We start from the raw sequence: 26,445 nt of genomic DNA, 5'->3' as shown, positions 1-26,445 counted from the left end.
CGCCAAACCCGACATCACTGTCGTTTTCAGTGGACTTGTAAACAACACATGCTCAAAAATTTTCGCAAAACACTATGGATTGCCCTCGGATCGACCATTGGTTTTGCGGTGGGATGTACACCATTACCCAAAGATGTCGACACACAAAGCTATGTGCCCCTGAGCCTCGCACCTGCGGCACTTGTTGGAGTGTCTGATCGTCGGGCATCGTTTCGCACAGCGTTCTGTTCGGGGCGGGGCACAGAAGCCGCACTCACCGAAGAGGACTGCAACATTACGCTTCGGCGTTTTCGTGATGAAAGCCAAAGTGCAGAGACTGCGGTCGTTCCCCTGCTGGAAGAGCGTCGGAGTGCTTATCGCATTGCAGTCGCTCTTGGCATCGGTTGGGACTGCGTACGGGATTTTATCGACGAAGAAAAACTACCAACAACCGCACTGAGAGAGCTCGGATACGATGCTGAGCTGATAGAAGTCGAAGGTCTCTCGGGCAGCGAACGAAATGCCGATATCGTGGCAGCAACCCTCCTGGAAGACAGCTCCGACCAGCGGCCGATCATCCTCATCGGCTACTCAAAGGGTGCCAATGACATGATGGTAGCGCTGGAAAAATATCCGGAACTCGCGAATCGAACAGCTGCCTTTGTTAGTGTTGCCGGCGCGGTTGGCGGGTCTCCCGTAGCCGAGAATGACTCCGGCACAACCACGCAGCTTTTTCATTTCAGTCCCTACGGCGATTGTGATGACGGAGACGGGCTGGCAATGGAAAGCCTACGACCTGTGCTCCGCCACGCATGGCTACGCGACCATCTTCCACTGCCGGTCCCCAGCTACTCCCTAATCACTGCCCCGGAACCCTCGCGGGTCTCCCGAGCACTTCGCTCAAGCTATAAAGTGCTGGGCGTCGTACATCCCATCAACGATGGCGCGTTACTACACTGGGACCAACTATTACCCGGCAGCTCACTACTTGGTTACGTCAACGCCGATCACTGGGCTGTGACTGTCCCTATTACACTCGACAATACGCCAATACCTGATTTCGTTGTCAACAATGACTTCCCTAGAATACGCTTATGGCACACGATTGTGAGCTTCGTCATCGCTGACTTAGCGAAGACAAACGCTGATATGGATACTACGAGGACCGACACTCAGCAATGATCAGACATCGCTTAATAGCAATTCGCTTAAGTCTCGCGGTTGTGCTGCTTGCCCTAAGCGGATGCTCGTCCTGGTCTTATGCGCCGCTAGTGGTTCCCGATGGCCTGGAGCGCATGCAATCCAAGCAAGCCGAAGACGTCGAAGTTTCGGTGGCAATACTCACGGACGAACAGGCAGAGCAGCACTTTGGCATTGATTTAAACAGTCGTGATTTGCAGGCAATTTGGGTGAGTGTAAAAAACGAATCCCCATATCGCTTTTGGTTTTTGCGCACGGTTCTCGATCTGGACATCTACCCACCCGACGAGGTGGCAATCCTTTATAAGTCGCAGTTGCCCAAAAACGATTTTTCGGTCTTTAGACAACGGCTTCGCGATGAGTCCATGCGCGTCCAGATTCAACCCCGATCAGTCACACAGGGCTTTGTTTTTGCGCCCAAGGCCTTGGGCGGTCGTTACGTCGATATTCGACTGGGCCAGGATATCTACGATGTAGAAATCGCCCGGCGGGCCGCCCAGGAAGCCGGGGAAACGGACATCAAAGCCAAAGACCTGGAGCTCCGTTTTGACTTTGCCATACCACTGCCCGACGGCATTTTCGACTATGAACGTCTCGACACTCAGCACACCTACGCAGGGCAAACACTCCCAGAGCTCACGCTTGATGAACTTCGCGCCGAACTTCGAACGCTGCCATGCTGCTCTACCAATGCTGACGCTGATGCTCTGGGCGACCCACTGAATATTGCCATCATCGGCGACTCATCACAGGTACTCAACTCGCTCTCCCGCTCTGGCTGGTCATTCACCCACCGGCTCAGTATTAAAAGCATCACTAATCTCATTGGCGCCACACTTGCATCGACCCCCTATCCGGTGGCGCCGGTGAGCGATCTTTTTTTATTCGGGCGTAAACAGGATCTCGCGCTTCAGCGGGGACGTCCGAGTATCGCCGAGCGCAATCACATGCGGCTATGGCTGGCACCATTCAGCTACGCTGGACAGCAGGTTTGGGTGGGTCAAATCAGTCGGGATATTGGCATCAAAGTGACATCAAAGTCCTCATCTTTAACTACTCATATCATCGATCCCGAGGTCGATTTGGCCAGAGAATACCTACTGCACACTTTACTGGCAGGTGGCTTTGTAGAAGCCATGGGTTTTGTCAAAGGTTCGCAAGCGGCCGCAATGAGTGATCCCGCCGTTAACCTTGTGGGCGACAGCTATTTTAGTGATGGACTACGCCTGGTTATTCATTTGTCGGACTCGCCGGTTCCCTACTCCCAAGTACGGAGCTTTTTATGGGAGCGCTCTGCTGCGCCGATATTAGAGGGTCAATCAGCCGACGCCGAAGAGAACTTTCAGACATTGGATTCACCGCAATAAAAGCTCACGCCGAACGGCGAGATGCCTTAGATCAGTATCGACGCGAAATCAAAGGTCTCCGAATCGGCGTACCCAAGGCTGGAACTTGGCAAGACGTTCTTTATCTTGGTCTGCCTGTGCCCTTGTCGCATAACTCCCGTAAATCACCAGATACTGACCAGTGTCGCCCTTGCTTCGCCGCTGAACCCTGGCTTTTGCAGCAAGAGCGTTCGTAGCAATAAAAGAGGCCGCTGATTCTTCTGCGCTAAAGGCACCCAGTTGGAGCGTGAAGTATTCCGGAGCTTGGGAAGCAGTGCCTCCGCGCGGTGCCCGAGTCTGCTGTGAGGACGAACGACTCGCGACGGCAGGCCCGCTGAGATCACCGCCAAGACATCGTGACACTGCGAGTTCGTCGCCGGCGGCGACCTGTTGATACTTTTCCCAGAACGCAGCATCCACTTTTTTACCATACGCCGAGGCTTTGCTACTTCTGTAGCGCGATATTTTGCTGGGGCCACCGTTGTAGGCAGAGTAACTGGCTCGTGCGAGATTGACGGCGCCGCCCGGCTGCTTATGCTCGCCCTTGCGTATGGCGTACTTAAGCAAGTAGTCGAGCAACACCTCTGCTCCTGCGATACTGTTGTAACCGATATCCCAGCGAAGCTGCTGCTGACTATAGAATCCTCGCCACACCCGCTCGTTGATCTGCATGAGGCCAACATCGCCAGTGCCTGAACGCAGCGGCACCAACTTTCTGTCGTCGCTCACTACGTAATGTCGCCAGCAACTCTCCTGCCAGGCAGTGGTGAGCACCAATCGCCGAAACAGTTCCTCATACGCTGGGTCCAGGTTTTTCTTGGCCATAGCCGTGCTGGCCGAGGCCTCTAGTAGGGCCGCCACCTGTGGAAGGTATTCGGGCAGATCCTCTCGCTTGGGTGCCCAACTATTAAGACTGTCTGGAGTCGCCGCCATCGCCTTTGAAAACAAGGAGAAATCCAGTCTCCAGGCTGACGGCGGCGAAGCAGCCTCAAGACTACCTTCGAGCAGACTTCTCAACTCGGGATCCACCTCATCAGAGTATTGCAGCAGTGCGTCACCCGCGTCACCATTAATCATTCTTGCCAGACGTCGCAGGCCATCGGCAGAAATATCCAGCCCAATACTTGGGCCAAGCTCATCCAGGGCAGCCAGCGCGTCGGTCGAGGCAACGACACTAAATAGCAGTAAAGGCTCCTGCCCCGGCTGCTCCAAACCAATACGCCTGATGACCGGAGCAAGGGCTTGCCAGCTTTGTAAAAACCAGGCGCGCACCGCATCGCCCTCTGCATCAGGGGCCTCCACAAGTGCATCTCGAAGTCGGTAACGACTCTCTATTAGCACGTCGAGAAGTGCGTCACGCAAAACCTGCAGCTGCGTAGCAGCCGCGTAGTGTTTTACCGCTAATACCAGCACCGAATCCATCAGTTGCCAACGCTCTTCCCACCGGGCGAGCTCGGCATTGCTAAGAGCAAGCTCCGCCTGCAGGGGCTCGGATGCAGCGTCAACGACAAACAGGATGTCTGTCTCTAAAGACTCGGGAGTGACCCGCAGATCACCGAGCCGCAGGGTGTCGAGCAAGGCTTGTATCTGCCCCCGGGAATGTCTCGGCAATGCTTCTGGTAAGAGGGTCTTTACCGACTGCAGCTGCGGCGCGAGATCAACGGTAAACTGGCTGAACATGGATCGCACACTGCTTTGCGCTAATTGCAGCAGGCGATCGTTGCTGACCGGTACCCCCGTGGAACTCAGCAGCCACACATGCTCTGGCACAAAGCCCAATGAGGTTCCATTACTCATGGTCTCCGGGATTCCCGCAACTCCAATTCGGCCCTCCCAGCTTAAGAGTGTTGCACAAGCCCCATTCGCCCCTACCCCTATCTTGGCGCGCAGATCGGCCAAAACTTCCAGCTGGGTATCTCGAGGGGACAAAACCGGTTCGCTCAGGACTATCTCACTACAAGCACTGGGATCACTGAGAAGCTCCCTGCTGACACCGGGCTGGGTAAATAGCTCTGCGACCAGGAGTTGCTGCAACAAGGGGTAGTCAAGACGAAGGGGAACGGCCACCTCTGTTGTCTTGGTGGATACCTCTGCCGCGACGGGTGACGCAAAATCCTCGGCACTTGTCTCAAGGCCTAGTTGCCAGACGATAAATAGAGACACCGCGCAGAATTGCCCGGACCAAGACAAAAACAGTGGGAGCACAAAGCCCTTGCGTACAGGAACAACGGGGCGAGTAAGACTAAGCATAGTATTGCGGCGCATCCGACAGAACGGGAACGGCATTCTAGTCCTGTAATAAGGTGCGTGACTAAAAAGTAGCTTAGTGTGACACAAGAATTACCTGGCCAGTATTCGTTCGCCGGGGCGTACACCCTCAACCTGTTGGCCATCTTCGATAATCAACTGACCATTAACAATCACGTGTGCAATACCAGTAGCTGTTTGGTAGGGCGATTGATAAGTCGCGTTATCGCGGATCGTGTCCGGATCGAACACGGTGATGTCTGCATCCATGTTTTCCTGAATCCTTCCCTTACTCAGAAATGCCGGAGCATAGCTCTCCAATCGACGGGCAGGGAGTAAAGTCATTTTCGCGATAGCTGTAGCTAGATCCAGCAACCCCTGTTCACGAACGTAGCGCCCCAGTACCTTACTGAAAGCGCCATTGTGTGGGGCCACTTTTTTGTCCCGACTGGCCATAGGCAACAAATCGCTAACGATGATGACCCCCGGCTCCTGCACCGCCCGCTGAGTCCACTCTTCTTTGAGGTAATGATGGATTACCTGCCCTTTGGGCCGGTTGACGTAATAGTCATCCCACATTTCTTTATTAAATCGCTCGCCGGTAGCCGCCCACTCCACGTCTTCGTAGCTAATGTTAAAGATTGTCTGCCAGTCGCGACCAAAGACCGCCGATGAAATCAGCGCTGATCCAGCATTGTAAGGAAGCAACTCCGTGGTCACGTCCACTCCAGCGGCTCTCGCTTCACGGACCTCTCGTAGAAACAGTTCGAGATTGCTAATCGCATTGTGTGTGATATGGCAGATGTGTACCGATGCCTCGTACTCCCGGGCGTAGCCAATCACCTCTCGTATGCCGGCGGGATCACCATCGATACCGCGGCGCACATGCACAAAAATGGTGGCGTCGCGCTGCGCGGCGACCTCAAAAATCATGCGCATCTCTGCCTCTTGAATCGCAGCACTTACGTAATCCAATGCCAGGCCGACACCGATCGCCCCGTTGTCTAGATCAGTGAGTAATAAGTCGCGTAGTGCCGCTAATTCTTCCATGGAAGCCTGCTCTTTAAAGGAAGCTGACAAGGCAGTGTCAAAATCACTAAAGAAAAACTTTGCCGCGGTTAGCCATCCCTTTAAGCCCACGGGTTTGGGTTCTGGCGTTCCGCTGGAAAGTTTTAGGCCGTTCTTCTCGAAAATCCGCATACCCAAATAGCCAGCGGCAGCACCATAATTGATCAAAGGCGCTTCGGATATTTCAGTTCCGTACTCAAGTACCGGGAAAAACCCAGCCTCTAACTCCAACGCCGTAGTCACTCCGTCAAAGGCCTGGTAATACTCACCCAGGGGGGTTGGAGAGTGCGTGTGCAAATCAATGAACCCGGGGGCCACAACCAGGCCCGAGGCGTCAATCACCCTGCCTGCTGTCAGCGGTTTTTCCGACACAAGAACTATCTTCTTGCCAGAGATGCCGATATGACGAACCGCATCCAACCCCGACTCCGGATCAATCACACGTCCATGATTAATCACCAAGGTGTAGTCGGCAGCAACAGTCATTTTGGTCATAAACAGCAAAACACAAATTAGCGCGCGATGAGGGTTTTTCATTGTTATGACAGCTGTATCTAATGTTGGAGGCACAAACAGTATCGCGTATGAAACTGTAGTGCGCAGTAGCAAGTTTCTTTAGACCTCAGCATGTATGCCTGCGCTATCATGGACCTGGCTTACTGGATCATCCTTAAACGCTGATCTCAAGAATAGCGACCGCAATGCAAAGGGAACGAGGATATGCACACATCGACCACAAAGGGCCTTGCCCTCTTGATCGCGCTTTGCACGACCTTCGGCGGAACCGATGCCCTTGCCGAAGCAACTGCGGATTGGCCCCACTTCGGTGGCGATATTAGTGACACAAAGTATTCGTCCCTCGATCAGATCAATGCCAAAACCATCGATCGACTCAAGGTAATCTGGCGCGCGCCCGCACTGGACCCCGCTGTACTGACTGAGAACCCAAAGCTCCGGCCGTCCAACAACTACCGGAATGCGCCGCTTGTGGTCGACGGCGTGCTGTATATGAGCAATCAGATTGGACAGGTGGAGGCTCGCAACCCCGGTAGCGGCGAACTCATTTGGCGCCAGAGTAATGCCGTTGGCGAATCTACGCCCAGGCGAGCCAGCGCCAGCCGTGCGATCACACTTTGGGGCAGCGGTGATGCGGCCCGTATAGTCAGCATTCGCGGGGCGTACCTATATTTACTGGTCGCCAAAACGGGTGCTGTGGTCACGGACTTTGGGGACAACGGCCGCGTGGATCTGCGAGAAGATCCCAAGACTGTATTCACCTGGAATGCGCCAGCGCCCATCGTAGTCAACGACGTGATTGTGGTCGGCGGCCAGCCCATCGCCACGGGCACCGGCGACATTAACAAGGCGTCGCTTGCCGGTGATGTGCGCGGCTACGACGCACACACGGGCGAGCACCTGTGGACCTTCCACACCATTCCTCGAGAAGGCGAACCCGGTGTAGAAACCTGGGAAAACGAATCCTGGCGTCAAGGCGGCAAGACCAAGGTCTGGTCTGCTTTCAGTGCCGACGAAGAGCTGGGCTACGTTTACCTGCCCCTGAGTGCTCCCTCAAACGACTATTACGGAGTTGCGCGGCCCGGCGACAATCTTTACTCGGACTCCGTCGTCGCCCTGGATGCCAGGACTGGCAAAAAGATTTGGCACTTTCAGACAGTTCATCACGACTTGTGGGATTACGATCTGCCCACACCGCCCATGCTGGCGGACATTAAGGTCAACGGTAAACTGCGCAAAGCTGCGATTCAGGTCACCAAGATGGGCTATGTCTTTGCCTTTGATCGGGCCACCGGCGAGTCACTGTTTCCGATCATAGAGACACCCGTGGCGGCTTCGACCATGCCCGGCGAAAAGGCCTCCCCCACACAGCCCATACCCGTAAAACCCAAGCCCTTTGATCGCCAGGGAATGAACGCGGATCAATTGATCGACTTCACGCCTGAGCTGAGAGCCGAAGCTGTAAAGATTATGAATCGCTACGTACATGGGCCGATGTATACGGCGCCCTCTGTCGCTGGCGGCGCCGACGGCAAGCTAGGCACGCTTTACTTACCCGGTTGGGTTGGCGGGGCAAACTGGACCGGTGCAGCACTAGACCCACAAACGGGCGTGATCTACGTCCCGTCAGTGACGGTACCGTGGATCGGCAGGGACAATTATCGCCGCCCCGCCGAAGACAAGCTGTATTTGGACGGCCCCCAAGGCCTGCCCTTGGTCAAACCGCCCTACGGTCGAATCACGGCCATCGACATGAATAGCGGTGAGCATCTATGGATGGTGCCCAACGGTGATGGTCCCCGGGATCACCCCCTGCTTAAGGATCTGGACCTTCCACCCCTGGGTCAAGCCGGCAGAGCGGCACCCCTGCTCACCAAGTCATTCCTGTTTCTGGGTGAGGGATCTGCCGTCGGCATCAGCATGCCCAAGTTTAGCGGTGGCAATATGTTCCGTGCCTACGACAAGCAGACCGGCGAGGTGGTTTGGGAGGCTGACCTCGGCGCGGGTACAACCTCGCCACCGATCAGCTACATGTTCGAGGGAAAGCAATATATTCTCGTGAGCGTTGGAGGGATAAACCATCCCGCAGAACTCGTGGCTATGAGTATCGACTAGGCTGCAAGTGCAACACCCATTTACGGAGCAGACATGATCCCCAGGCTTTCCTTCACCATTGCTGTTGCAACTTTGGCAACAATGCCTCTTGCCAGTATTGCCCAAACCATCGATACGCCGGGCGTCACCTCGCCGCTCACGGAGGCGCAGATAGCACGGGCCTATCCGCAGGACGCGCTTGCCGGTGCGGCGGTGGACGGGCCAGTTCTCCTCAAAAGCAAGGGTGGTATGTCTCTTCGAGTCGTCAAACTGGCCGAGGGTCTGTCGCATCCAGACGGACTGGTGTTTCTGCCAGACGGTCAGACTATGTTGATCACCGAGCGACCCGGGCGTTTGCGAGTCGTGACCGACGGCATTCTCGATCCGGAGCCAGTGCATGGGCTACCACCTTTAAACAACGTGGGCCTCGGCGGCCTACACGATATCGTTTTACACCCGGAGTTCGCGAGCAACCGAGTCCTGTACATCTCGTACACCAAGGACCGCGAGCCACAAAAGGGAACGACGCTAGCGGTGCTACGCGCTCGTTTCGAGCAAGGCCGCTTAAAAGATGTAGAAGACATTCTCGTCGCTGACGCCTGGGAGAGTCCGCTGGGCACCTACGGTGGGCGCATGGTCTTTGGTCCCGACGGCATGCTCTACATCAGCGTCGGCGATCGGGACGGCACCACCTCCAGTGATCAATCCAGCGCGCGACCGCAGGCACAAAACCTCGACAGCCATATCGGAAAAATTTTGCGAGTGCGCGACGATGGCTCAGTGCCACCCGACAACCCCTTCGTAAAAGACCCCGATGCAAAAGACGAGATCTACAGCTACGGGCATCGCAATGTCTACGGCATTGCCTGGCACCCAAAGACCGGCGACATGTGGGCATCTGAGTTCGGGCCGGCCGGTGGCGACGAGATCAATCGCGTGATCCCCGGGCACAATTACGGATGGCCCCTCGTTTCCTTAGGCAGGCACTACTCCGGAAGCCCCGTATCCGATCAGCCCTGGCACCGGGACGGCATGGATGACCCTCTGTTTTTTTGGAACCCGCCCTTCAATCCCGAGAACATGTTCTTCTATACCGGGGATAAATTTCCCCGCTTAAAGGGCAGTTTGATGATCGCGGGAGCGGGATCAAAAATGGTGGCGCAGATGGTCATCCGGGGCGACTTCATTAAGCAGGGGGATACGATGCTCAACGAGTTAGGCGTGCGCTTTCGCGATATTCGCCAGGGCCCCGACGGCCATATCTACGTCCTTACCGAAGGCCGGCTCCGGGGACCAAAAGACACCGATGGCATGCTACTGCGGATTGAGCCGCCTACGCCCTCGAGTTCTCCGACCGACAGCGCAATGACCGCCACGCACAGCCTGGCGCTACCGGAAGCACCCGGCATGGAACTCACCATGGAGGCATGCACTCGTTGTCACGGTATAGACCTGGTTGTCGACCAGCCTCGCTCGCCTGACGAGTGGTTACAGGTGGTTAGCGTAATGGTGGGTAACGGTATGGCGCTTACGGACGAAGACTACACAACGATCGTACGATACCTGTCTGATAATTTGGGCATGCCCATGAGCGGTCCTCATTAGAATAAAGCGAAAGTTTACTGATGACTAAAACCATAGCTGATCTTGTGAACTTTGCGTCCAGTACCGCTCTCACCGAGCATGAGGAACGCGAAACTCCAGCTTCTACGCCGTTAATAACGACGCTCTATGATCCTTACACCTCCAACTTCCGAGGATTTTTGGCTCAGCGCTGATTGCCTCAGTCAATAGCGGGAAAACTTACAGGCGGCCGTCGGTGCCGCGTTGCCTGCTCGTAGGCATAGGCGAGCGAGAACAATAGCCCTTCACTGTAGGGCCGACCCAGAATCTGTAGCCCTGCCGGCAATCCGCCGTAGCTGTATCCCATGGGCACACTCACCGCTGGCAGTCCGGTCGCCGGTGCGACTAGCTGGCTGTTGTCACCCAGGTACTCTTCGACAGCATTTTCCAGCCGCGCCGGCGGGTTGGTCCAGCTTGGGTAAACAATGGCATCTATCTGTGCTGAATCCATGGACCCCAGAACGTCCTCAAGATACGCCTGCCTACCTGAGTGATTAGGGAACTCCGGGCAAGGCGGATCCAGCTTCACCGGAGACACATCAGCTGGAAAGGTAGCAAAGTAATCCAGGCGGCCTTTGATATACGGCGAATATTCACCACGACTGCGCACTTCCATCACATCTTTAATCGGCGCGCGCTCTCCCAATGACTGCAGGTACCCATGCATGTCGTAACGAAAACGCGCACAAAAATAATCTCCCTCCAGGTGCTCTTCAAGGTTCTCTACGGTAAAAGGATCCACAATGACAGCGCCCTGGGCGGCTAAATCCGCGAGCGCCGTCTCGAACACAGCAATCACCGCTGGATCAGCATCGTCAGTATCAACCAGAGCACGTAAAACACCGATACGCTTGCCCCGCAGCGCCTGTGGATTCAGGAAGGCCGTGTAATCCTCCTCACGCAGCCCCTTACCCAGCTCCGTAAATGGATCCGCAGGATCAAAACCAGCAACGACATTAAAGACTTTGGCAGCGTCTTCGACCGCTCTTGTCATAGGGCCGGCAATGTCACGATCAAACGCCAAGGGAATCACACCATCGCGACTGGTAAGGCCCAGAGTCGAGCGAATACCAAAAAGCGCCAGATGTGATGAAGGCCCACGAATTGAGTTACCGGTATCCGTGCCCATGCCGATCACACCAAAACTTGCCGCCGTGGCAGAGGCTGTCCCGCCACTAGAGCCTGCGGGCACGCGATCAAGTGCATAGGCGTTAGCTGTGGTGCCGTAGCTGGAGCTCACGGTTTGCTTGGGGCTAAATGCCCACTCGGCCATATTGGTTTTTGCAATCACTATGGCGCCGGCCTCGCGCAACTTCTTGACCATGAAGGCATCATTTGGCGGCAGGCTGTTTTTGAGGACAACTGAGCCCCCACTGGTGGGCATGTCGCGGGTGTCAAAATTATCTTTTAATAACACCGGCACGCAGTACAGCGGACCCAGTGGTTCGCCAGCCGCGAGCTTCGCATCAATGCGCGCAGCCCTTTTTAACGCCGCGGGGTTTGTGAAGATCACCGCATTGAGGCCCAAAGGCTGGTCATAGGTCTCGATGCGCCGAAGGTAGCCCTTAACAATATCCACGCAACTCATGTCGCCACTACGCAGGGCGCGATGCACATCGTTAATACTTGCTTCGACAAACTGAAAGCCGCTGCCTTTACTATCATCAGTGCTTTCATCGGCGCCATTTGCAGTACACGCTGCTAATGTAAGACTCATTAACACAGTGAGTCGCCCAACCAACAATCTTAGATTCACAGATGTATCCCTCTATTAAGCAGTGCCAGTCGCCGCCGGTTCTTTGTGAACTCCGCTGCTCTTCAATGTAAACGCAGTAAGCATCAGCCAACTAGCTTACTATGTCCTAATGTTCTTACTCTTTGATTGCTAAACACAGGTGACCTAAGGCAATGCAACATGTGGTTTTTGGCGCAGGGCTCATCGGTGGATATCTCGCCGGCGCGATGACAGACAAGGGCTTGGATGTAAGTATGGTCGCTCGACCTGCAGTTCAAGAAAAGCTGGCAGATGGTTTGCGCCTCACCGATTACCAAGATCATGCCGCTGAGATCAATCAAGTTACATTCATCTCAGATAAGCAGTTGGGCGATGCGCCCCAGTCGCGCGCCTGCGACTTTTTGTGGCTCACCGTTAAATGTACCGCTGTCGAGAGCGCGCTCGACGAATTACCCGCACTGGTTGGCCCCAATACGGTAATCTTTTGCGTGCAAAATGGCCTGGGCTCAGACAAGGCTGTAAAAGAGAAGTTTCCGCACAACACTGTAATGCGCGCGATGGTGGTATTTAACGTGGCGGAGCCGAGCGCTGGTCATTTACACCGAGGCTCTGAAGGTTACCTTTGGATTGAGGAACTTGCCGATTGTCCGGACATCGCCCGCGATCTGGCAACCAATATTAACTCCCCGCTGCTGCCAACCAGGAGCTGCGACCATATGCAGGCTTTGCTCTGGGCAAAACTCCAACTCAATTTGGCGAATGCTGTGAACGCACTCGCCGACATTCCGGTAAAGGAGATGTTAGAGGATCGCGACTACCGTCGCGTGATCGCCATGCTAATGCGTGAACTCCTGGTGGTCTGCAAAGCCAAAAACATCGAGCTGCCGGCAGTGGCCAACTTGCCCGGGCGTCTAATCCCAATCTTTATTGCCCTGCCTGACTTTGTGTTCAAGCGAGTGGGACAAAAGATGATAGCGATTGACCCCACCGTTCGCGCATCCATGTGGTGGGACCTAAGCGCTGGAAAAACTACAGAGGTCGACTACCTTAATGGCGCGGTAGTAAGAGAAGGTGAAGCCCTCGGATTGCAAAGCTCTGCTAATAAACGACTGGTAGAAATGATTCATGCGGCTGAACGAGGGCAGTTGGCAAGAGGGATCAGCGGCAAAGACCTAATAGCGTCTTTCGTCGGGCATAGTTCGCCGCTAAGCTATCCTTAGGACCCGCTCAACGTTCTTTTTATGGCGGGGATATGAACATCGGCTCCTACCAATTACTGCGACAGGCCGTGCAAGCATCTGGAGAACACATTGGATATAGAACAGAGATTTCAAGCCTATGCCAGCGACTTTGAGCTCGCTTATGCAGATGACGACTGGTCCCGCGTCGGTGCCCATTTCAGCCCAGACGCCAGCTATGACGCTGGAGACGGATCTGCCCCAGCGTTCGGACGTGATGCGATTTTGCTAAAGTTAAAAAACGCCGTTGATGGCCTCGACCGTAAAATGGATAAGCGAGATCTTAGGTTTCATAGCGTTTCAAGCAACGCCGATGTAGTGACGGCAAACTGGACTATTCGGTTTTCACGACAGGGCATGCCAACGCTTGAGGTATCCGGTAGTGAAGTGGCGCGCGTTGCGGACAGCCAGATCATTGAGCTCAAAAGTGTTATTAAAGAAGAATCCCTGCTGACCTTTGCCCAGTGGATGGACAATCACGGCGACAATCTATAGGGACATATCCCCGGGCGGCTCCCAGGTATCTAGCAAAGTATCCTTGGGCAATTATGTGCTTGATACCGGTAGCGCGCCTCCTGGCGACGCGCTAGCATCTAGCACCTCTTCGATACGGACTAAATTAATGATCACCCTTCACGGCTTTGCGTACAGCAACTACTACAATATTCCAAAGCATGTACTTTTATACAAAGGAATCCCATTCACCGAAGATCTTGTCTACGGCAGTGGCGAGGGCTACGAGCGCCTCAATCCAGCTCGCAAGGTTCCATCGATGACCACCTCTGACGGGCAACACATTGCCGAGTCTTCGGTCTTGTGCGAATACCTCGAAGACATGTTCCCGGAGCCCGCTCTGCTGCCTAAAGATCCTTTCGCTCGCAGCCGAGTACGACAGATCATGCGCTGCGCCGAGCTATACCTCGAACTGCCCTGCCGACGCTTGCTGCCCTTTGTATTCACTCAGCAAACACCACCAGAGTCTCTTTGCGAAGAGGTCAATGCCATGCTTGATAAAGGTATAGCGAGTCTCTCGGAGTTTTGTTCCTGTGACCCATTCCTCATCGGAAGCGAGTTCACCATGGCGGACATTTATGTGCGCTATGTACTCAGCGTCGTCGACGCGGGGGCGGCAGTGTTAAAGCGCGACATAGTGTCTGAAATCGATGGACTCAAAGACTGGCGCAGCCGCTTGGCAGGTGACCCAATCTCCAAGCAAATCGATGCTGATGTCGAGGCAAACAAAGAAGATTTCTTTGCCTACATAGCGTCACGCAACTGATCCGCCGAGCACTCCGGCCCTGCCTCCAGTCAGAGGAGCCTGTCCACGGCATCGTGCCACCCGAAGGCGTCAATGACCCGTTTGAAGGCGACGCCCGGCGGAGCACTCAGCTGCAACGGTCTACCTGTCATCGGGTGCTCGAAATCAAGGCCGGTACAAGCGAGCAATAAACGCGCGCAGTCAAAACGGCGGGCAAAAAAACGGTTGTGTACGCCCTTTCCGTGAGTTGCATCTCCGATGATGGGATGTCCGATGTGCTTCATATGCCGACGCAGTTGGTGCTTGCGACCTGTTTGGGGCAGAAGCTCCACTAGTGAGTATCTTGACTGAGGATAACGGTCTACCGCTTCGGGCCATTCAATCTGCGCGAGCCTGCGGTAATAGGTGAGTGCCTCCTGCGGAGGCTTATCTGTCTTTGCTTGTGTGTCCGCTATGCGATCGTGCTTTTCTTTAAGCGCGTGATCGATCTCGCCCTGCTCAGGGCAATAACCTCTAACCACTGCAAGGTATCGCTTGGCTATTGTGCGGCTTGCGAATTGCTCAGACAAAAGCATCGCCACCTCACTCGATAGCGCAAACACCAACAAGCCAGACGTGGGCTTATCAAGCCGATGTACCGGAAATACATGCTGCCCTAGCTGATCTCGCAGTATCTGCAGGGCAAACTGTGTTTCGTGCCGGTCAATCTTACTGCGATGCACCAATAGGCCCGCCGGCTTATCGATAACCACGAGAGTGTCATCCTGATGGATAATATCCAGCACTAGCAAAAACAGGGTCGCACAGACATGGTGATTGTCATCCCGTGCTTGCAGTGCGGCGCAGTTAAAACGCTCGTCGTGGTTGGGGGTGCGGCGTTCACCTCATGCGTCGCTGCCAGACTCAGGTCAGCTATGGCCAAGAGTGTTTTTTGCTTCCACATATCTATTACGCCGCTCTGTCTTATCACCTGAAGAGCTTAGCGTATTCATCATGGGATAACCCTAATGCTGCTCTGTCCCAGAGACGCATGGTCAACTCAGGCCCCGCAAAAAAAACGACCGGCAGCCACTGCGGGCCCCTTGAGAGCCATCCTATCCTTATTAGCCGATACCTGAATGGCCAATACATTCAACTGTGATAACGTTAAGAACGTCAGATACAGCCACCGGAAACCGCTATGAGAATCTTACTGCTTATTAAATTATCTGTGCTTAGCCTAGCCATGAGCCTGAGTCTCAGCAGCGTCGCTGCACCAACATCCAAGTTCAGTGAATTCTTCTCTGCAGATGGCATTGAAGTGACACCCGAGACCTATCCCATTGCCGAATCTGCCCGGCAGATCATCAGGGCGCAATCGGCTTTAGGGGTTAACGTGATGGTACACCGTAGAGACTTGACGCCGACAGCGCAGCAGCCGGTGGTGCGCATGAATCGTGACACTTACTACTCTATGGCTGTAGTAGACGTGTCCGGGGGCGCCACCATTACTCTTCCGGAGGTTCCGGCTGGGAAATACATCTCCATGCAACCCGTCACCGAAGACCATCGGATCCAACCCATGTCTTACGGCGGCGGCAGCTACGAGCTGGCCACCCATTACGGTAGTCACGTCTTTGTCATCGTTCGACTGGATTCAACATTCAGCAAAAGCGAAGCAGCTTTTTATCAGGATCAAATCCGCATCTCCGCAGCCAAGGCATCCCTGTTCACCACCGAACCGGTTGATAAAGCGTCCTTCGAACGCGCCGAGAACGAACTTAAATCTCGACTACCCGGCTTGGTAGCCCGTTACGGAGAAGCAATGGGTCGCAGCATGTTTACTGCCCCGACTGATGAGTCACGGGAGTTTTTCGTACGGGAAATATACGAAGTAGCATCAGCCGCTGGCTGGGGCGGTGCGCAGTGGAAGGACAATATCTACGAAATTTCTGGCGGGTTCTCGGCCAATCAATGCCATCAGGTGAGCTTTGATGACCCGCACAACACCGCCTTTTGGTCCATCACCGTCTATGACGGTAATGGCTTCATGTTTAATGACCTTGCCAGCATGAATTCGCATACCGCCAAAGCGAATGCCGATGGATCGATCACCGTAAGTTTTGGTTGTGGCAAAGGCGCGCCAAACAATATCCCCACAGAGAACGGCTCGGGCGTTGTCAACCTTACCGCCCGTCACTATCAACCCAGCGATCGCATTCGCGAGCAGGGACACCGGATACTGTCTTCGCTGCAACCCAAATAGCGACCGGAGTTATCGATAACGGGCATTGCGAATCATGACTGTTGCGGGCTCCGTGGCCGGCACAAAGTTAATGGCCAGGGGGACGTTCAGAGCACTCAGATCAGCGGGGGAGAATTCTGACAGGTCAATCTTGTAGCTTCGCCACGCTTTCTCGAGGGTAATCTCCACGCTAATGGGCGGCCGATCATCCGGGTCGTCCACGTCCTTAATGGCGACGCTAATAACTTCGCCGCCCAAAGCACCTCGCATCTCAAGTTCCAGAGTACTAAACGCCGAAAAATCCCAACCCTGACGACCAAGGTTCACCGTGTCCACGCCTCCCACAGAGAAATAAACCGAGATCCAATCTGCTCCACCGTTATGCTTTAGCTGTAGTTCGTCGGCAACTCTCTTGCTGTAGTCAAAAGAAGGCGAACCACTGCCTGGGGCAACCGCGATACCCAGATAATAGGCTTCATGTGCCGCTCCGCCGCTCGCTACAAGCACAGGCTGACCCTCACCCGCCCGCACTCGATCCATAGCCGTTTCAGGCATTGTAGATATCACGGCCAGCCTGCCTCCTGCGGTGACAGACTTCAGAGCATCGAAAAACGGAACGAGACTGTCGTAAAGCATAACCAGATGCTCCACCCGACCTTGTCCATAGAGAGTTGACGACCAAGCAGGACTCCGGATGGACGCGCTGTAGTAGGGCTGCAACTCTGTAAAACGCTCGGGAGACAAGGCTGATGGATTGCTCCATGCGTAAGCCTCTATCCCGGGATCCTGACCCCGCATTACTTCAACGCTGTAGGTTCGGACGTACTCCGCATGACTACGCTCCAGTAACTCAATACGGCCCACCGTGTCATAGTAGGTCGACAAAAGGGTATCGACGCCCGTGCCCTGCAATCGACCGATCACAGGCGATATTTTTAATGCGTCGTAACCGGAGGTATTGGCGCTAAAAAAAAGCTCTGTCCCCGCCACCGCCCAGCCCTGAGTGGCTGCGAATATCTCCGTCGTGGTGTACTGCGTTTGGTTGCTCAAAATAACATGCCGAAGAGCCGCCTCTAGATGCTGCATGCGCTGCTCCCGCAGCAAGGCTAACTCACCCAGATCCTCGTGCATGTTCTGAGCAATAGTTTCCAAATAGCTATAGAGACTGGCACGCTGCTTTCTGTCGTCATTCCAATTGTCGATCTGCAGCGCAATAAAAATACCAAAAACCACCAGCAGTAACTCGCCAATGGCATAGCTTAGGTATTTGCGGACTTCGTCCTTCATAAAAAGCTCATACTTGAGACGTCGTAGGAGAATTATCATGCATGCAGCTTAGCGCAGCCTAAGGACTTAGGGCAGTACCTTGCTGAAGGGATATGCACCGCTGATGCATTACCAAGGACGAACTCCCTCCGCTTTCATCCCGTAAATCTTCAAGCTAAGCTGCTGCAGGAAAAGCGCAGGGGGACACAGGTTCACTGCGGGAAAAACACAAGGAGATCTGCCTATGATTGGTTACATTGTTCTTGGTACTAACGATCTTGCGAAATCATCCGCCTTTTACGATGCCCTGCTAACCGAAATCGGCGTGTCGCGCATGATGGACTTCGGTGAACGGGGCTACGCCTGGGGCGCGACTATGGAAAGCCCCATGCTGTGCGTTATGACACCGCACAATGGGGAGCCTGCCACCATTGGCAACGGCACCATGGCTGCTATCTCCGTAGACAGTCAGCAGAAGGTTGATCGCATTCATGCCAAGGCAATAGAGCTTGGTGGCAGCGACGAAGGTGCACCGGGACTGCGCGCTGAGGGCGGAGAAGGATTTTATGCAGCGTACTTTCGCGATCTGGAGGGCCACAAGCTCGATGTGTTCTGCTACGGGTAGAGATGCGCTGATTTGATGCTACGGTGAATCGGCGCTGTAGTTCTCGGACTCAGCTCAGTTACTCGGCGCTTCCGAAGTAAATTATGTTGGGTGCGCCCGACCGAGCGACCACAATATCCATAAGGCCATCGCCATTGAGGTCATTCACCGCAAACCCGTAAGCCGTGCCTTCGTCATCACCAAAGCTGACCGGCGTAAAGTTGCGCGACCCCTCATTGAACCAAACAACCGGGCGCGCCTCGACATGACCGACAATCAGGTCAGTTCGCCCATCGGCGTCCACATCTGCAGCAAGGATAGCGTAAGGACGCTCTGACGATTCGCGCAAGGCTTTAAGCTTGCCAAAGTCTAAGTCGGGGCCACCGTAAAAAACGCCTCGACGAGGCCTCGCGACCACACCACTACCTCCATCCGGGCCTTGAGTCTCAATACCAGTGCGGGAACCCGGAGCAATAATCGCCACATCCATGAACCCGTCTTTATCAAAGTCTGCTACCGCCGCAGACCGATACCCCACGCTTCTGGGACCGAATACTTTGCCATCTGCAAATACGCCGGCCCCGTTATTCAATAGCAGCTCACTTTGGCCACCATCACGATGAGGAATCACCAAATCCAGATCGCCATCCCCATCCATATCTGCGGGCGTGATAGTGGTCGCAGAGCCCCGGTATACGACGGTGCAGGGTTGCTGAAGCAAGCCACCGCCTGCTCCAAAACAAACAAAATTCTCGGTGCCCGCGGGCCCGCCGCGGTTCGCGGCGATCACGTCGGCGCGTCCGTCGCCATTTAAGTCTGCCACGGACACATGGCGGGTATTCCAGTCTGGGGTGCCGAACTGCTGGACCTCAGTAAAGTTACCGCTGCCATCGTTGTGTAAGACGCGCTTGGGGTCCGGTGAGTCATTGCTCACAATCATGTCGAGGTCGCCGTCATCATCCAGATCAACAAGCTCGCCGGTATAGGATCGATCAGGCCCCGGGCCCACCGGTATTGGCGTTGCAAAACCGCCCTTGCCGTCGCCTAGGCGAAGCTGATTTTGAAGCGGCCAGTGTCGGCCTTTCACCAAGATCACATCCAAATGACCATCGCCATTCACATCGCCCAGGCTGACGTTCGCCGAGGTGTAGGCGGCATCTTCTAAGGCAAGACTGCGCTCAAAGGAGCGAGCACCCGACTGTGTAGTAATCGCCTCGGGAACGTCACAGGCAGTGACCAATAGGGAGGTTATGATCGGTGTACAAAGAGCGAGTATGCGAATTTTTCTCATGGCCAGTAGTATAGAGTGCAAACAGGCAGGCATAGTCCTGGAAAACCTCGCGCCACTCGGGACAGCAAAAAGGAATACATTATGGACGAATCTATGATTCTGCATCATTACGAGAGCTCTCCCTATGCGGAGAAGATTCGCCTGATGTTTGGCTATACCGATAGCAACTGGCGCTCGCTTATTTCTCCAGCCTGGCCACCGAGGCCCAACGTGGACCCTTTGTCCGGGGGCTATCGTCGGATACCTATTGCGCAACTTGGCGCCGACATCTTTTGCGATACCGCGCTCATCGCGCAGGAGATTGCTTCGATGCGCCAAGACCCATCGCTTGACCCTTACCGTGCAAGCGGCCCTGCGCTTGAGATCATGCGCCGAGCCGAGAGTGAGGGGTTTTTTGCGGCCATCACGTCTGTGTCTACACTCAGTCTTCTTGGCACACTGCTGCGCGGGTTCGGGCCCCTAGGTGCTTATCGTTTCGTAAAAGATCGCAGTGGATTTTTAAAGGGCGGTACCAGCAAACCCAAAGCCGCAGCCGACTCCAAGGACATCATGCGCGATCTGTTTGAAACTCTTGAAAAAATTCTGGCCACACAACCCTGGATTGCCGGTGACGCACCCAGCATCGCTGACTTTGCGGTGTATCACCCCATCTGGCTGCATCTCAGTTGCAGCGGTAACTTACCACCTGCCGCAAGCAAAACTCTGGACTGGTACGAGAGGGTCAGTCAGTTTGGTCACGGGCATCGTCACGAGATCACGCAGGACGAAGCCTTCGAAGCGGCTCGAAGCGCAAACCCACGCCCGCTGCCTGCAAGTGAAGCTCTCGATAGTCTGGAACTTGGTCAGTTTGTTGAGATTCACCCGGAAGACTACGGTGTGGTTCCCGTAAGAGGGACTTTGGCGGCGGTCACAGCCGAGCGCGTGATTCTTGAGCGAAAGACTGACAGTTTCGGCAGTCTACATGTACATTTTCCGCGCAGCGGTTACGCACTGAAGGCCGCTACAAATAGTTAGCGCCCATGGCCGCGAGCTCCTGGCTTGGGGTCAATTCGCCTGCGCCTCAAGCAACTGATCCAGCACAGCGCGGACTTCACTCGCCCATATCTGGGACACCTTTTTGCCTGCAGGCATATTTGTGCTGCGACGGCGATAGGCAATGTTACCGCTCCCGTCTACTACCAAGAGTCCCGGTATAAAGTCGATGGCCCAGGCATCTCCAATAGCATCTGCATCAGCAATGGCGATGAGCGGAAACCCCAGGGACTGGGCGTAGGCAGCCGCATCGCCGTAGCCCCGCTCTTTGTGGTTCAGGCCAATAATTTTGACTCCAGCCTCGGCATACTCTGCCTGAATCTCAGCAGCACGCGGCATAAAGGCCTTGCAATAGGGACACCAGGTAGCCCAGAACAGTATCACTGCAGGCTTTCCATCCAGAACTTCCGGGAATGCAACGGTATTGCCGGTAATGAGATCCTGTCCCGACCAGGGAGGGGCGACATCACCTTGGTTCACAGCAAAAGTTGGGCTGGCCAAGAGCATGAACAGGGCTGCGGTGAGAAATCGTTTCATGAGCTACTACCTGATAATTCTTAATAGCTGATCCTAAACTATCCTCGGATCAATATCGCTGCCAGAGGCTACTCAGCTGCAATAACGTGAATAGTCACCATCAAGCTGGCAGCGCTCATCACTCGAGCTTGCCATCGAAATCAACGCGGGCCACCCGGACTCTGGGTGTATCACTGACGTCCGTCCAGGAGACATAAACGGTATTATCGACGCTTTCAATAACCGGAAAGCCGCTGCGACGCGACGCGCTGCTCACGGCAACTTCGATACCGTCGATAAGCTGTCCGGTGGGCTTAAAGCGAGAAAGCATGATTTTTGCCTCTGCGGTCTGAGTATCCATCCAACTCACCACCACCTGGCCGTTGACCAGAATTTCTACATCGACACGACCATTCGTGTCTGGCCCGGCCACCCGTGACGGGGGCGAAAAAGTTGCGCCGCTATCTGAGGACAATGCCAACTTCACTGTCGGCAAGTCATCCTTGGCAGTAAACCACGCCACGGCAACAAGATTGTCCCTGGCAGCCACGGCGGGCCCGTTAACCGGGCACCCCATCACCTGCCAGTCGTCCTTATGAACGAGTGCAGGCGCAGTCCAGCTCTCATTGATCATGCGCACGATAGCGATATCCCGCCGCTCTTCTGGGGAGCGGTCCCGATAAACCACCACCGGACCCGCTTCAGTCATAGCGGCACTGGTTTGACAGCAGTCGCAGGTAGCCCGATCCAGCTCCCACTCGCGCAGATTGTTGCCCGAAGCATCAAACACCGCTCCACGCAAAGTCATGGGACCTGCATCTGGCGTATTTTTGGTGTTACGACCATCCAGCCAGGCGATCAGCGTTTGCTGCTCGCCCATAGGTAACATGGACACGAAACCATGCTCGGCGGCGATACCGCTACGGTTTACCACAACGCCTTCCCCCCACTTTGCCTGACTTTGGTCGTAAAAACTCGCCACCACATCATAGTCATAGCTGCCCTCACCACTGCTTTGCAGCCAATGTGCAACGTCTGCGCCGCCGTTCATAGACAGCACAGGGAAATCAGCCCAGTTAACAAACCAGTTAGCGCCTTCACTAATGGTTTGAGGCCCACTCCATGTTCCGTCAAGCCACTTTGAATAAGCTAGCTGTGCCAGGGAATCGCCCTGAGCGACCCAGGACAGATACAGCCCCCCCAACTCGTCACGACTTACTCGCGACAGTGAGCTATTAAGCGGAGCAGGTGACGGCAGCTCCTCGACTACAAAATCCCTTGAATGCCGATCTTCAGCGCTCGCGTGGCAAACGCTCAAAGCCGTAAGGCAGACTGTAAGACCTACTTGTGCGGCCCTATTTCTCCGAACTCCCCTCATCGACATCAACCCCTTAAGGTGCATCACTGATAACACCCAAGCGGAAAAGTCTCGCAACAATTTGCTCCCGTGACTGAAGACCGATAAGCGTGTCCGCCACCTCATTAGCCGGCGACACAATATAAGTCGTTGGCATGACACTCGGAGCCGGCATACCGTACTCATTGACCTCTTTGCGAGTCAGCGTAGGAAAATTGATACCCAAAGAGCTGGCAATCCTGAGCGTGACATCCCGGGGATCATCATCAAAGTTCACACCGACGAGTTGCACTGAGCTCAATGCAAGTTCCTCGCGCAGCGCGTTGAGCATGGGGATTTCTTTACGACAAGGAGCACACCACTCGGACCAGTAATTTACCAGGCGCCACCCGGAGGACTTATCCTCGCCTTCTGATGCGCCAGCATGCACCGACGCGATCAGCGCGGTCAGTAGTAAGAATAATCGAGCCTGCTGCCTGAGCTTCAATGGTCCACCTTCAAAATGCACTTTAAGAGTGATCTTACACCCTGTTGATTAATCAAGTCTCAAGATCAACCAACGCCGCGGTCCTTATCATCCCAAAAGGGTTTGCGCAGCTCTGTCTTGAGTATTTTTCCCGCCCCGGACAAGGGAAAAGGCTCGCTTCGGAAGCTGATAGAGCGCGGACGTTTGTAGTTAGCAATGATCGGAACAGTGTGTTCCAGTAACTCCTCTACTGTCGCACTCTGTCCCTCATGCAAGATCACAATGGCGTGGACAGCCTCCCCCCACTTCTCGTCGGGGATGCCAATCACTGATACCCCTGCCACAGCCGGATGTGTGGATACGGCACTTTCGACCTCAGCTGAAAAAACATTCTCACCGCCGGTAACAATCATGTCCTTCAAGCGATCCACAATAAATATAAAGCCATCATCGTCGCGGTATGCACCATCACCTGTGTTTACCCAGCCGTCCTTAAGTGTATCGGCCGTTTGTTCTGGTCGATTCCAGTATCCCAACATGGAACCGGGAGATCGCGCCACAATCTCACCGACCTCACCATTAGGAAGGTCATTGCCCTGCTCGTCGCAGATACGAATCTCGACTCCAGGCCCCGCTCGACCCGCCGAACGCAGCTTCCCTGCATGAGGTCCCTCAAGCGTGTGATTCTCGGCAGCTAGCAATGTGATTATTGGTGCCATCTCAGTTTGCCCATAACCTTGCATCCAACCGATCCACGGCAGTGTCTCCAGTAAATTGAGCATGAGGCCTTCGGGCATTGGTGACGCCCCGTATGCCACGCTGCGTAGCGTCCGCAAGCGCTGAGGATCAAAATTCGGGTGGTTCACCAGCATGCCCAACATAGTGGGCACCATAAGGGTGTGGGTAATCTGCTCTCCTTCGATCAAATCCATAACTTTTACCGGATCAAAACTCGGCAAGAACGTATGACAAAGTCCGCCGGTACAAGCCGCGCCAGAGAAAGCACCATCGGCAAGGTGAAACATGGGACCGGCGTGTAGATACACATCGCCCGTCAGATATTTAGACCCGCTACTGACGCTCAGATTGTTAAACCAGAGCGCCTGCTGAGACAGCATTACACCCTTGGGAAAGCCTGTAGTACCACCGGTGTAATACAGACCCGCCAGATCATCACCACTGCGCTGGGCATCCTCACAGGGTGCATTACCAGCAATCAAAGCGTCGTAGTCCAATGTCCCTTCGGGCCTATCGCCCTCACCTGTAAACACGACACTTTTCAGAGAAACATCTGCTGTCATCGCATCCAGCATAGGCGCGAAGGCGTCGTCGACAAACAGCACCGTGGCACCCGCATCCTTAAGCGCGTAGGCATTCTCTACCTCAGACCACCGCGTATTCATGGGCACCACAACAGCGCCGGCCCACCAGACCGCAAAGTAGTATTCCAGATAGCGATCACTGTTGAGCGCCAAAATCGCCACACGCTCTCCGGCTTCCACACCCATCTCCCGAAGCGCGGCGGCGAGGCTCGCAACGCGTGTTTGCATATCGAGCCAGCTATGACATCGCCCAAGATGGCGAGTAGCCGTAGCGGTGGGCGTTGCCCGGGCATTGGATTTAAGAAATTCCGTGAGGCTATACATACACTTGTCCTTATTGTTTTAAGATCAGCATTAGCGAAGCGGCGAAGATCAAAACTAAAACTCGGCCTAGCTATACTAGACACTCAAGGCAAAGGAGGGAACTACGTGTACAGGATTGAAAACCCGCGGGCACATTTACGCCATGCAGGGCTGACACTGCCGCTGGCCCTCGCCAGCTGCACCTCTAGCGCCGATCTGCCATTGCCTGAAGCCTACCCGGAGTATACCGGGACCTATGCCGGGTTCTCACTGGTCTTGGATGAACGCTTTGACACCTTTGACGAGACAATATGGGCAAAAGGCGATGGTGCGGTGGGTACGGAGTCCATGTGCCGGTTTCAGGATCTTGGCGTACAAATCAACAATGGCGCTCTTGAGCTGGTCATCAGTAAACAGCCTGTGGCCGAGGGCTGGTCAGAAAACCACCAGGAACTAAAAAAGGCCTATGACTATATCTGCGGTGAGGTCCGCACCCGACCTGAGTTACGCATACGCTACGGCCGCATAGAAACACGGATGCAGGCGCCGGACCGACATACCGCATCCGGATACATCTCTTCGTTGTTCACCTACGTTAACGAAGGCAACGAGCAGTTTGATCTCGAGTGGGAAGAAATCGACATCGAGCTCGAAGGTGGTCGCCCGAACAAATTTCAGGCCAACCTGATTTACGGGCTCGATACCATTAACTGGTCCGAAACCCGACGTTTTGGCGCCTGGGAAGACAAAATCGATATTGGCCCGGTAGATCGCTGGCGCGTGTTCGCTATCGAGTGGCTACCCGATCGTATTAGCTGGTTCGTAGATGGACAGCTGGTCAAGACCCTGTCAGCGGCCGATATAGACTGCGACCCGATGTGCGTAGAACCGCAGTTAGAGCCTACGCCTATACCCGATCAGTTAACGGAAGTCATGATGAACTTCTGGATCCCCAATGATGACATTCAGGATGTCTTCGGTGGCAACAAGCGCGCAAACCGTTATCCGATGCGCGCACGCTATGACTGGTTACGGATTTATCAATACGACGCTGAGCCTTTAGAGAACTGGTCACAAATCGCGAAGCAGCAAGCAGCCCAGCACCGATGAGCCCTGCTCGTCTTCGCGCCGTAATCTTTGATCTTGACGGCACACTGGTGGACTCGCGCCTCGATTTCGCAGCTATGCGCCGAGAATTAGATGCACCCTCGGAACTGGGCTTGCTTGAGTACGTCGCCAGGCTTCCATCACAGGAAGAGCGTGATCTGGCCATGGCTGTTATTCATCAACACGAAATCGCCGGGGCGCTAGCTGCCCAATGGATGCCCGGGGCGGAACAAACGGTTCACGCGCTGCATCAACAGCAAACGCCTATTGCCATCGTCACACGCAATAGTCGAGAAGCAGCGCAGTTGACTATGCAACGATTGGACATGCCGGCTATCCCTCTAAAAGCTCGCGAAGATGCCGCCCCCAAACCAGACCCCGAGGCGCTTCTTGCCGTGGCCTCGGCCTGGCGTATACAGCCCGAACACTGCGCCTACGTCGGCGACTTTCGCTACGACATTGAAGCGGCACAGCGAGCTGGCATGCTTCCCGTACTATATGTCGCAGATAAGGAGGCGCCCCAGGAGTTTGATGCCCAAGTCCGCCTTCTAAGACAATTTGACGCAATCTTTGCCTGGCTTGATTCCTGAGCAATCTGAAAACAACTTCGCGGC

General features: G+C 54.7%; 23 protein-coding genes. 13 read left to right on the top strand and 10 right to left on the bottom strand.

Translation table 11 applies throughout. From position 1 onward, the window contains the following. Positions 1-48: 48 nt before the first annotated feature. Positions 49-1,161: a hypothetical protein gene (locus tag R0135_RS13985; protein ID WP_407347536.1), complete on the top strand. Its 1,113-nt coding sequence runs from the start codon at positions 49-51 to the stop codon at positions 1,159-1,161. Further along, on the top strand, positions 1,158-2,546 hold the full coding sequence (locus R0135_RS13980) for an LssY C-terminal domain-containing protein (RefSeq protein WP_407347535.1): 1,389 nt from the start codon (positions 1,158-1,160) through the stop codon (positions 2,544-2,546). Before R0135_RS13985 ends, R0135_RS13980 begins: the two co-directional genes overlap by 4 nt. 48 nt (positions 2,547-2,594) lie before the next feature. On the opposite strand, the gene R0135_RS13975 is transcribed toward R0135_RS13980, so the two are convergent. Together R0135_RS13975 and R0135_RS13970 are read right to left on the bottom strand one after the other, a co-directional pair. Then, a complete protein-coding gene (locus R0135_RS13975) occupies positions 2,595-4,814 on the bottom strand; it encodes an SPOR domain-containing protein (protein ID WP_407347534.1) in 2,220 nt (739 codons plus the stop codon). A gap of 90 nt (positions 4,815-4,904) precedes the next feature. Further along, the gene (locus R0135_RS13970; RefSeq protein ID WP_407347533.1) at positions 4,905-6,416 is read right to left on the bottom strand and encodes an amidohydrolase family protein; all 1,512 of its coding nucleotides are present in this window, start codon (positions 6,414-6,416) and stop codon (positions 4,905-4,907) included. A 183-nt stretch (positions 6,417-6,599) separates the two neighbouring features. Here R0135_RS13970 and R0135_RS13965 point away from each other — a divergent pair, with 183 nt between their 5' ends. The 3 genes from R0135_RS13965 to R0135_RS13955 are packed head-to-tail and all read left to right on the top strand — an operon-like array spanning position 6,600 to position 10,267. Next, positions 6,600-8,510 carry a PQQ-binding-like beta-propeller repeat protein gene (locus R0135_RS13965; protein ID WP_407347532.1) on the top strand — a complete coding sequence of 637 codons (1,911 nt, stop codon included), beginning with the start codon at positions 6,600-6,602 and terminating at the stop codon, positions 8,508-8,510. A 33-nt stretch (positions 8,511-8,543) separates the two neighbouring features. Next, the gene (locus tag R0135_RS13960; RefSeq protein ID WP_407347531.1) at positions 8,544-10,094 is read left to right on the top strand and encodes a PQQ-dependent sugar dehydrogenase; all 1,551 of its coding nucleotides are present in this window, start codon (positions 8,544-8,546) and stop codon (positions 10,092-10,094) included. A gap of 20 nt (positions 10,095-10,114) precedes the next feature. After that, positions 10,115-10,267, top strand: coding sequence for a hypothetical protein (locus R0135_RS13955; protein ID WP_407347530.1), 153 nt, complete (start codon positions 10,115-10,117; stop codon positions 10,265-10,267). 5 nt (positions 10,268-10,272) lie between these two features. Here R0135_RS13955 and R0135_RS13950 read toward each other — a convergent pair whose 3' ends face one another. Beyond that, positions 10,273-11,829 carry an amidase gene (locus R0135_RS13950; RefSeq protein WP_407347529.1) on the bottom strand — a complete coding sequence of 519 codons (1,557 nt, stop codon included), beginning with the start codon at positions 11,827-11,829 and terminating at the stop codon, positions 10,273-10,275. A gap of 191 nt (positions 11,830-12,020) precedes the next feature. On the opposite strand from R0135_RS13950, the gene R0135_RS13945 reads away from it, so the two are divergent. The 3 genes from R0135_RS13945 (at position 12,021) to R0135_RS13935 (ending at position 14,364) form a co-directional block, all read left to right on the top strand. Then, on the top strand, positions 12,021-13,067 hold the full coding sequence (locus R0135_RS13945) for a 2-dehydropantoate 2-reductase (protein WP_407347528.1): 1,047 nt from the start codon (positions 12,021-12,023) through the stop codon (positions 13,065-13,067). Between the two features lie 90 nt (positions 13,068-13,157). Then, positions 13,158-13,580: a nuclear transport factor 2 family protein gene (locus tag R0135_RS13940; RefSeq protein WP_407347527.1), complete on the top strand. Its 423-nt coding sequence runs from the start codon at positions 13,158-13,160 to the stop codon at positions 13,578-13,580. Between the two features lie 127 nt (positions 13,581-13,707). Continuing rightward, positions 13,708-14,364 (top strand): glutathione S-transferase family protein, encoded by a 657-nt coding sequence (locus tag R0135_RS13935; RefSeq protein WP_407347526.1) that lies wholly within the window; start codon positions 13,708-13,710, stop codon positions 14,362-14,364. Positions 14,365-14,393: 29 nt separating this feature from the next. Here the strand turns inward: R0135_RS13935 and truC are convergent, their stop codons facing one another. Beyond that, positions 14,394-15,128, bottom strand: coding sequence for a tRNA pseudouridine(65) synthase TruC (gene truC, locus R0135_RS13930; RefSeq protein ID WP_407349925.1), 735 nt, complete (start codon positions 15,126-15,128; stop codon positions 14,394-14,396). 395 nt (positions 15,129-15,523) lie between these two features. Here truC and R0135_RS13925 point away from each other — a divergent pair, with 395 nt between their 5' ends. Beyond that, complete coding sequence (locus R0135_RS13925; protein WP_407347525.1) at positions 15,524-16,588, top strand: DUF1214 domain-containing protein; 1,065 nt, start codon at positions 15,524-15,526, stop codon at positions 16,586-16,588. A gap of 9 nt (positions 16,589-16,597) precedes the next feature. Here R0135_RS13925 and R0135_RS13920 read toward each other — a convergent pair whose 3' ends face one another. After that, on the bottom strand, positions 16,598-17,854 hold the full coding sequence (locus R0135_RS13920) for a hypothetical protein (RefSeq protein WP_407347524.1): 1,257 nt from the start codon (positions 17,852-17,854) through the stop codon (positions 16,598-16,600). Between the two features lie 223 nt (positions 17,855-18,077). On the opposite strand from R0135_RS13920, the gene R0135_RS13915 reads away from it, so the two are divergent. Next, a complete protein-coding gene (locus tag R0135_RS13915; protein ID WP_407347523.1) occupies positions 18,078-18,458 on the top strand; it encodes a VOC family protein in 381 nt (126 codons plus the stop codon). A 58-nt stretch (positions 18,459-18,516) separates the two neighbouring features. Here R0135_RS13915 and R0135_RS13910 read toward each other — a convergent pair whose 3' ends face one another. Continuing rightward, complete coding sequence (locus R0135_RS13910) at positions 18,517-19,728, bottom strand: FG-GAP repeat domain-containing protein (RefSeq protein ID WP_407347522.1); 1,212 nt, start codon at positions 19,726-19,728, stop codon at positions 18,517-18,519. Between the two features lie 81 nt (positions 19,729-19,809). Here R0135_RS13910 and R0135_RS13905 point away from each other — a divergent pair, with 81 nt between their 5' ends. Beyond that, positions 19,810-20,742: a glutathione S-transferase family protein gene (locus R0135_RS13905; protein ID WP_407347521.1), complete on the top strand. Its 933-nt coding sequence runs from the start codon at positions 19,810-19,812 to the stop codon at positions 20,740-20,742. Positions 20,743-20,772: 30 nt separating this feature from the next. Here the strand turns inward: R0135_RS13905 and R0135_RS13900 are convergent, their stop codons facing one another. From R0135_RS13900 to R0135_RS13885, 4 genes are all read right to left on the bottom strand, one after another. After that, positions 20,773-21,297 (bottom strand): TlpA family protein disulfide reductase, encoded by a 525-nt coding sequence (locus R0135_RS13900; protein WP_407347520.1) that lies wholly within the window; start codon positions 21,295-21,297, stop codon positions 20,773-20,775. A 118-nt stretch (positions 21,298-21,415) separates the two neighbouring features. Beyond that, positions 21,416-22,594 carry a hypothetical protein gene (locus tag R0135_RS13895; protein WP_407347519.1) on the bottom strand — a complete coding sequence of 393 codons (1,179 nt, stop codon included), beginning with the start codon at positions 22,592-22,594 and terminating at the stop codon, positions 21,416-21,418. 73 nt (positions 22,595-22,667) lie between these two features. Beyond that, complete coding sequence (locus tag R0135_RS13890) at positions 22,668-23,120, bottom strand: TlpA family protein disulfide reductase (protein WP_407347518.1); 453 nt, start codon at positions 23,118-23,120, stop codon at positions 22,668-22,670. Between the two features lie 65 nt (positions 23,121-23,185). Next, positions 23,186-24,745 (bottom strand): long-chain-fatty-acid--CoA ligase, encoded by a 1,560-nt coding sequence (locus R0135_RS13885; protein WP_407347517.1) that lies wholly within the window; start codon positions 24,743-24,745, stop codon positions 23,186-23,188. 105 nt (positions 24,746-24,850) lie between these two features. On the opposite strand from R0135_RS13885, the gene R0135_RS13880 reads away from it, so the two are divergent. Together R0135_RS13880 and R0135_RS13875 are read left to right on the top strand one after the other, a co-directional pair. Further along, positions 24,851-25,834, top strand: coding sequence for a family 16 glycosylhydrolase (locus R0135_RS13880; RefSeq protein WP_407347516.1), 984 nt, complete (start codon positions 24,851-24,853; stop codon positions 25,832-25,834). Next, a complete protein-coding gene (locus R0135_RS13875) occupies positions 25,831-26,421 on the top strand; it encodes an HAD family hydrolase (protein WP_407347515.1) in 591 nt (196 codons plus the stop codon). The genes R0135_RS13880 and R0135_RS13875 overlap by 4 nt, the downstream gene beginning before the upstream one ends. Positions 26,422-26,445: the final 24 nt, after the last annotated feature.

Source organism: Congregibacter variabilis (genome assembly GCF_045689235.1).
Lineage (GTDB): Bacteria > Pseudomonadota > Gammaproteobacteria > Pseudomonadales > Halieaceae > Congregibacter > Congregibacter variabilis.
Note: the sequence above shows the minus strand (reverse complement) of the source record. Positions and strands in the feature narration are given on the sequence as shown.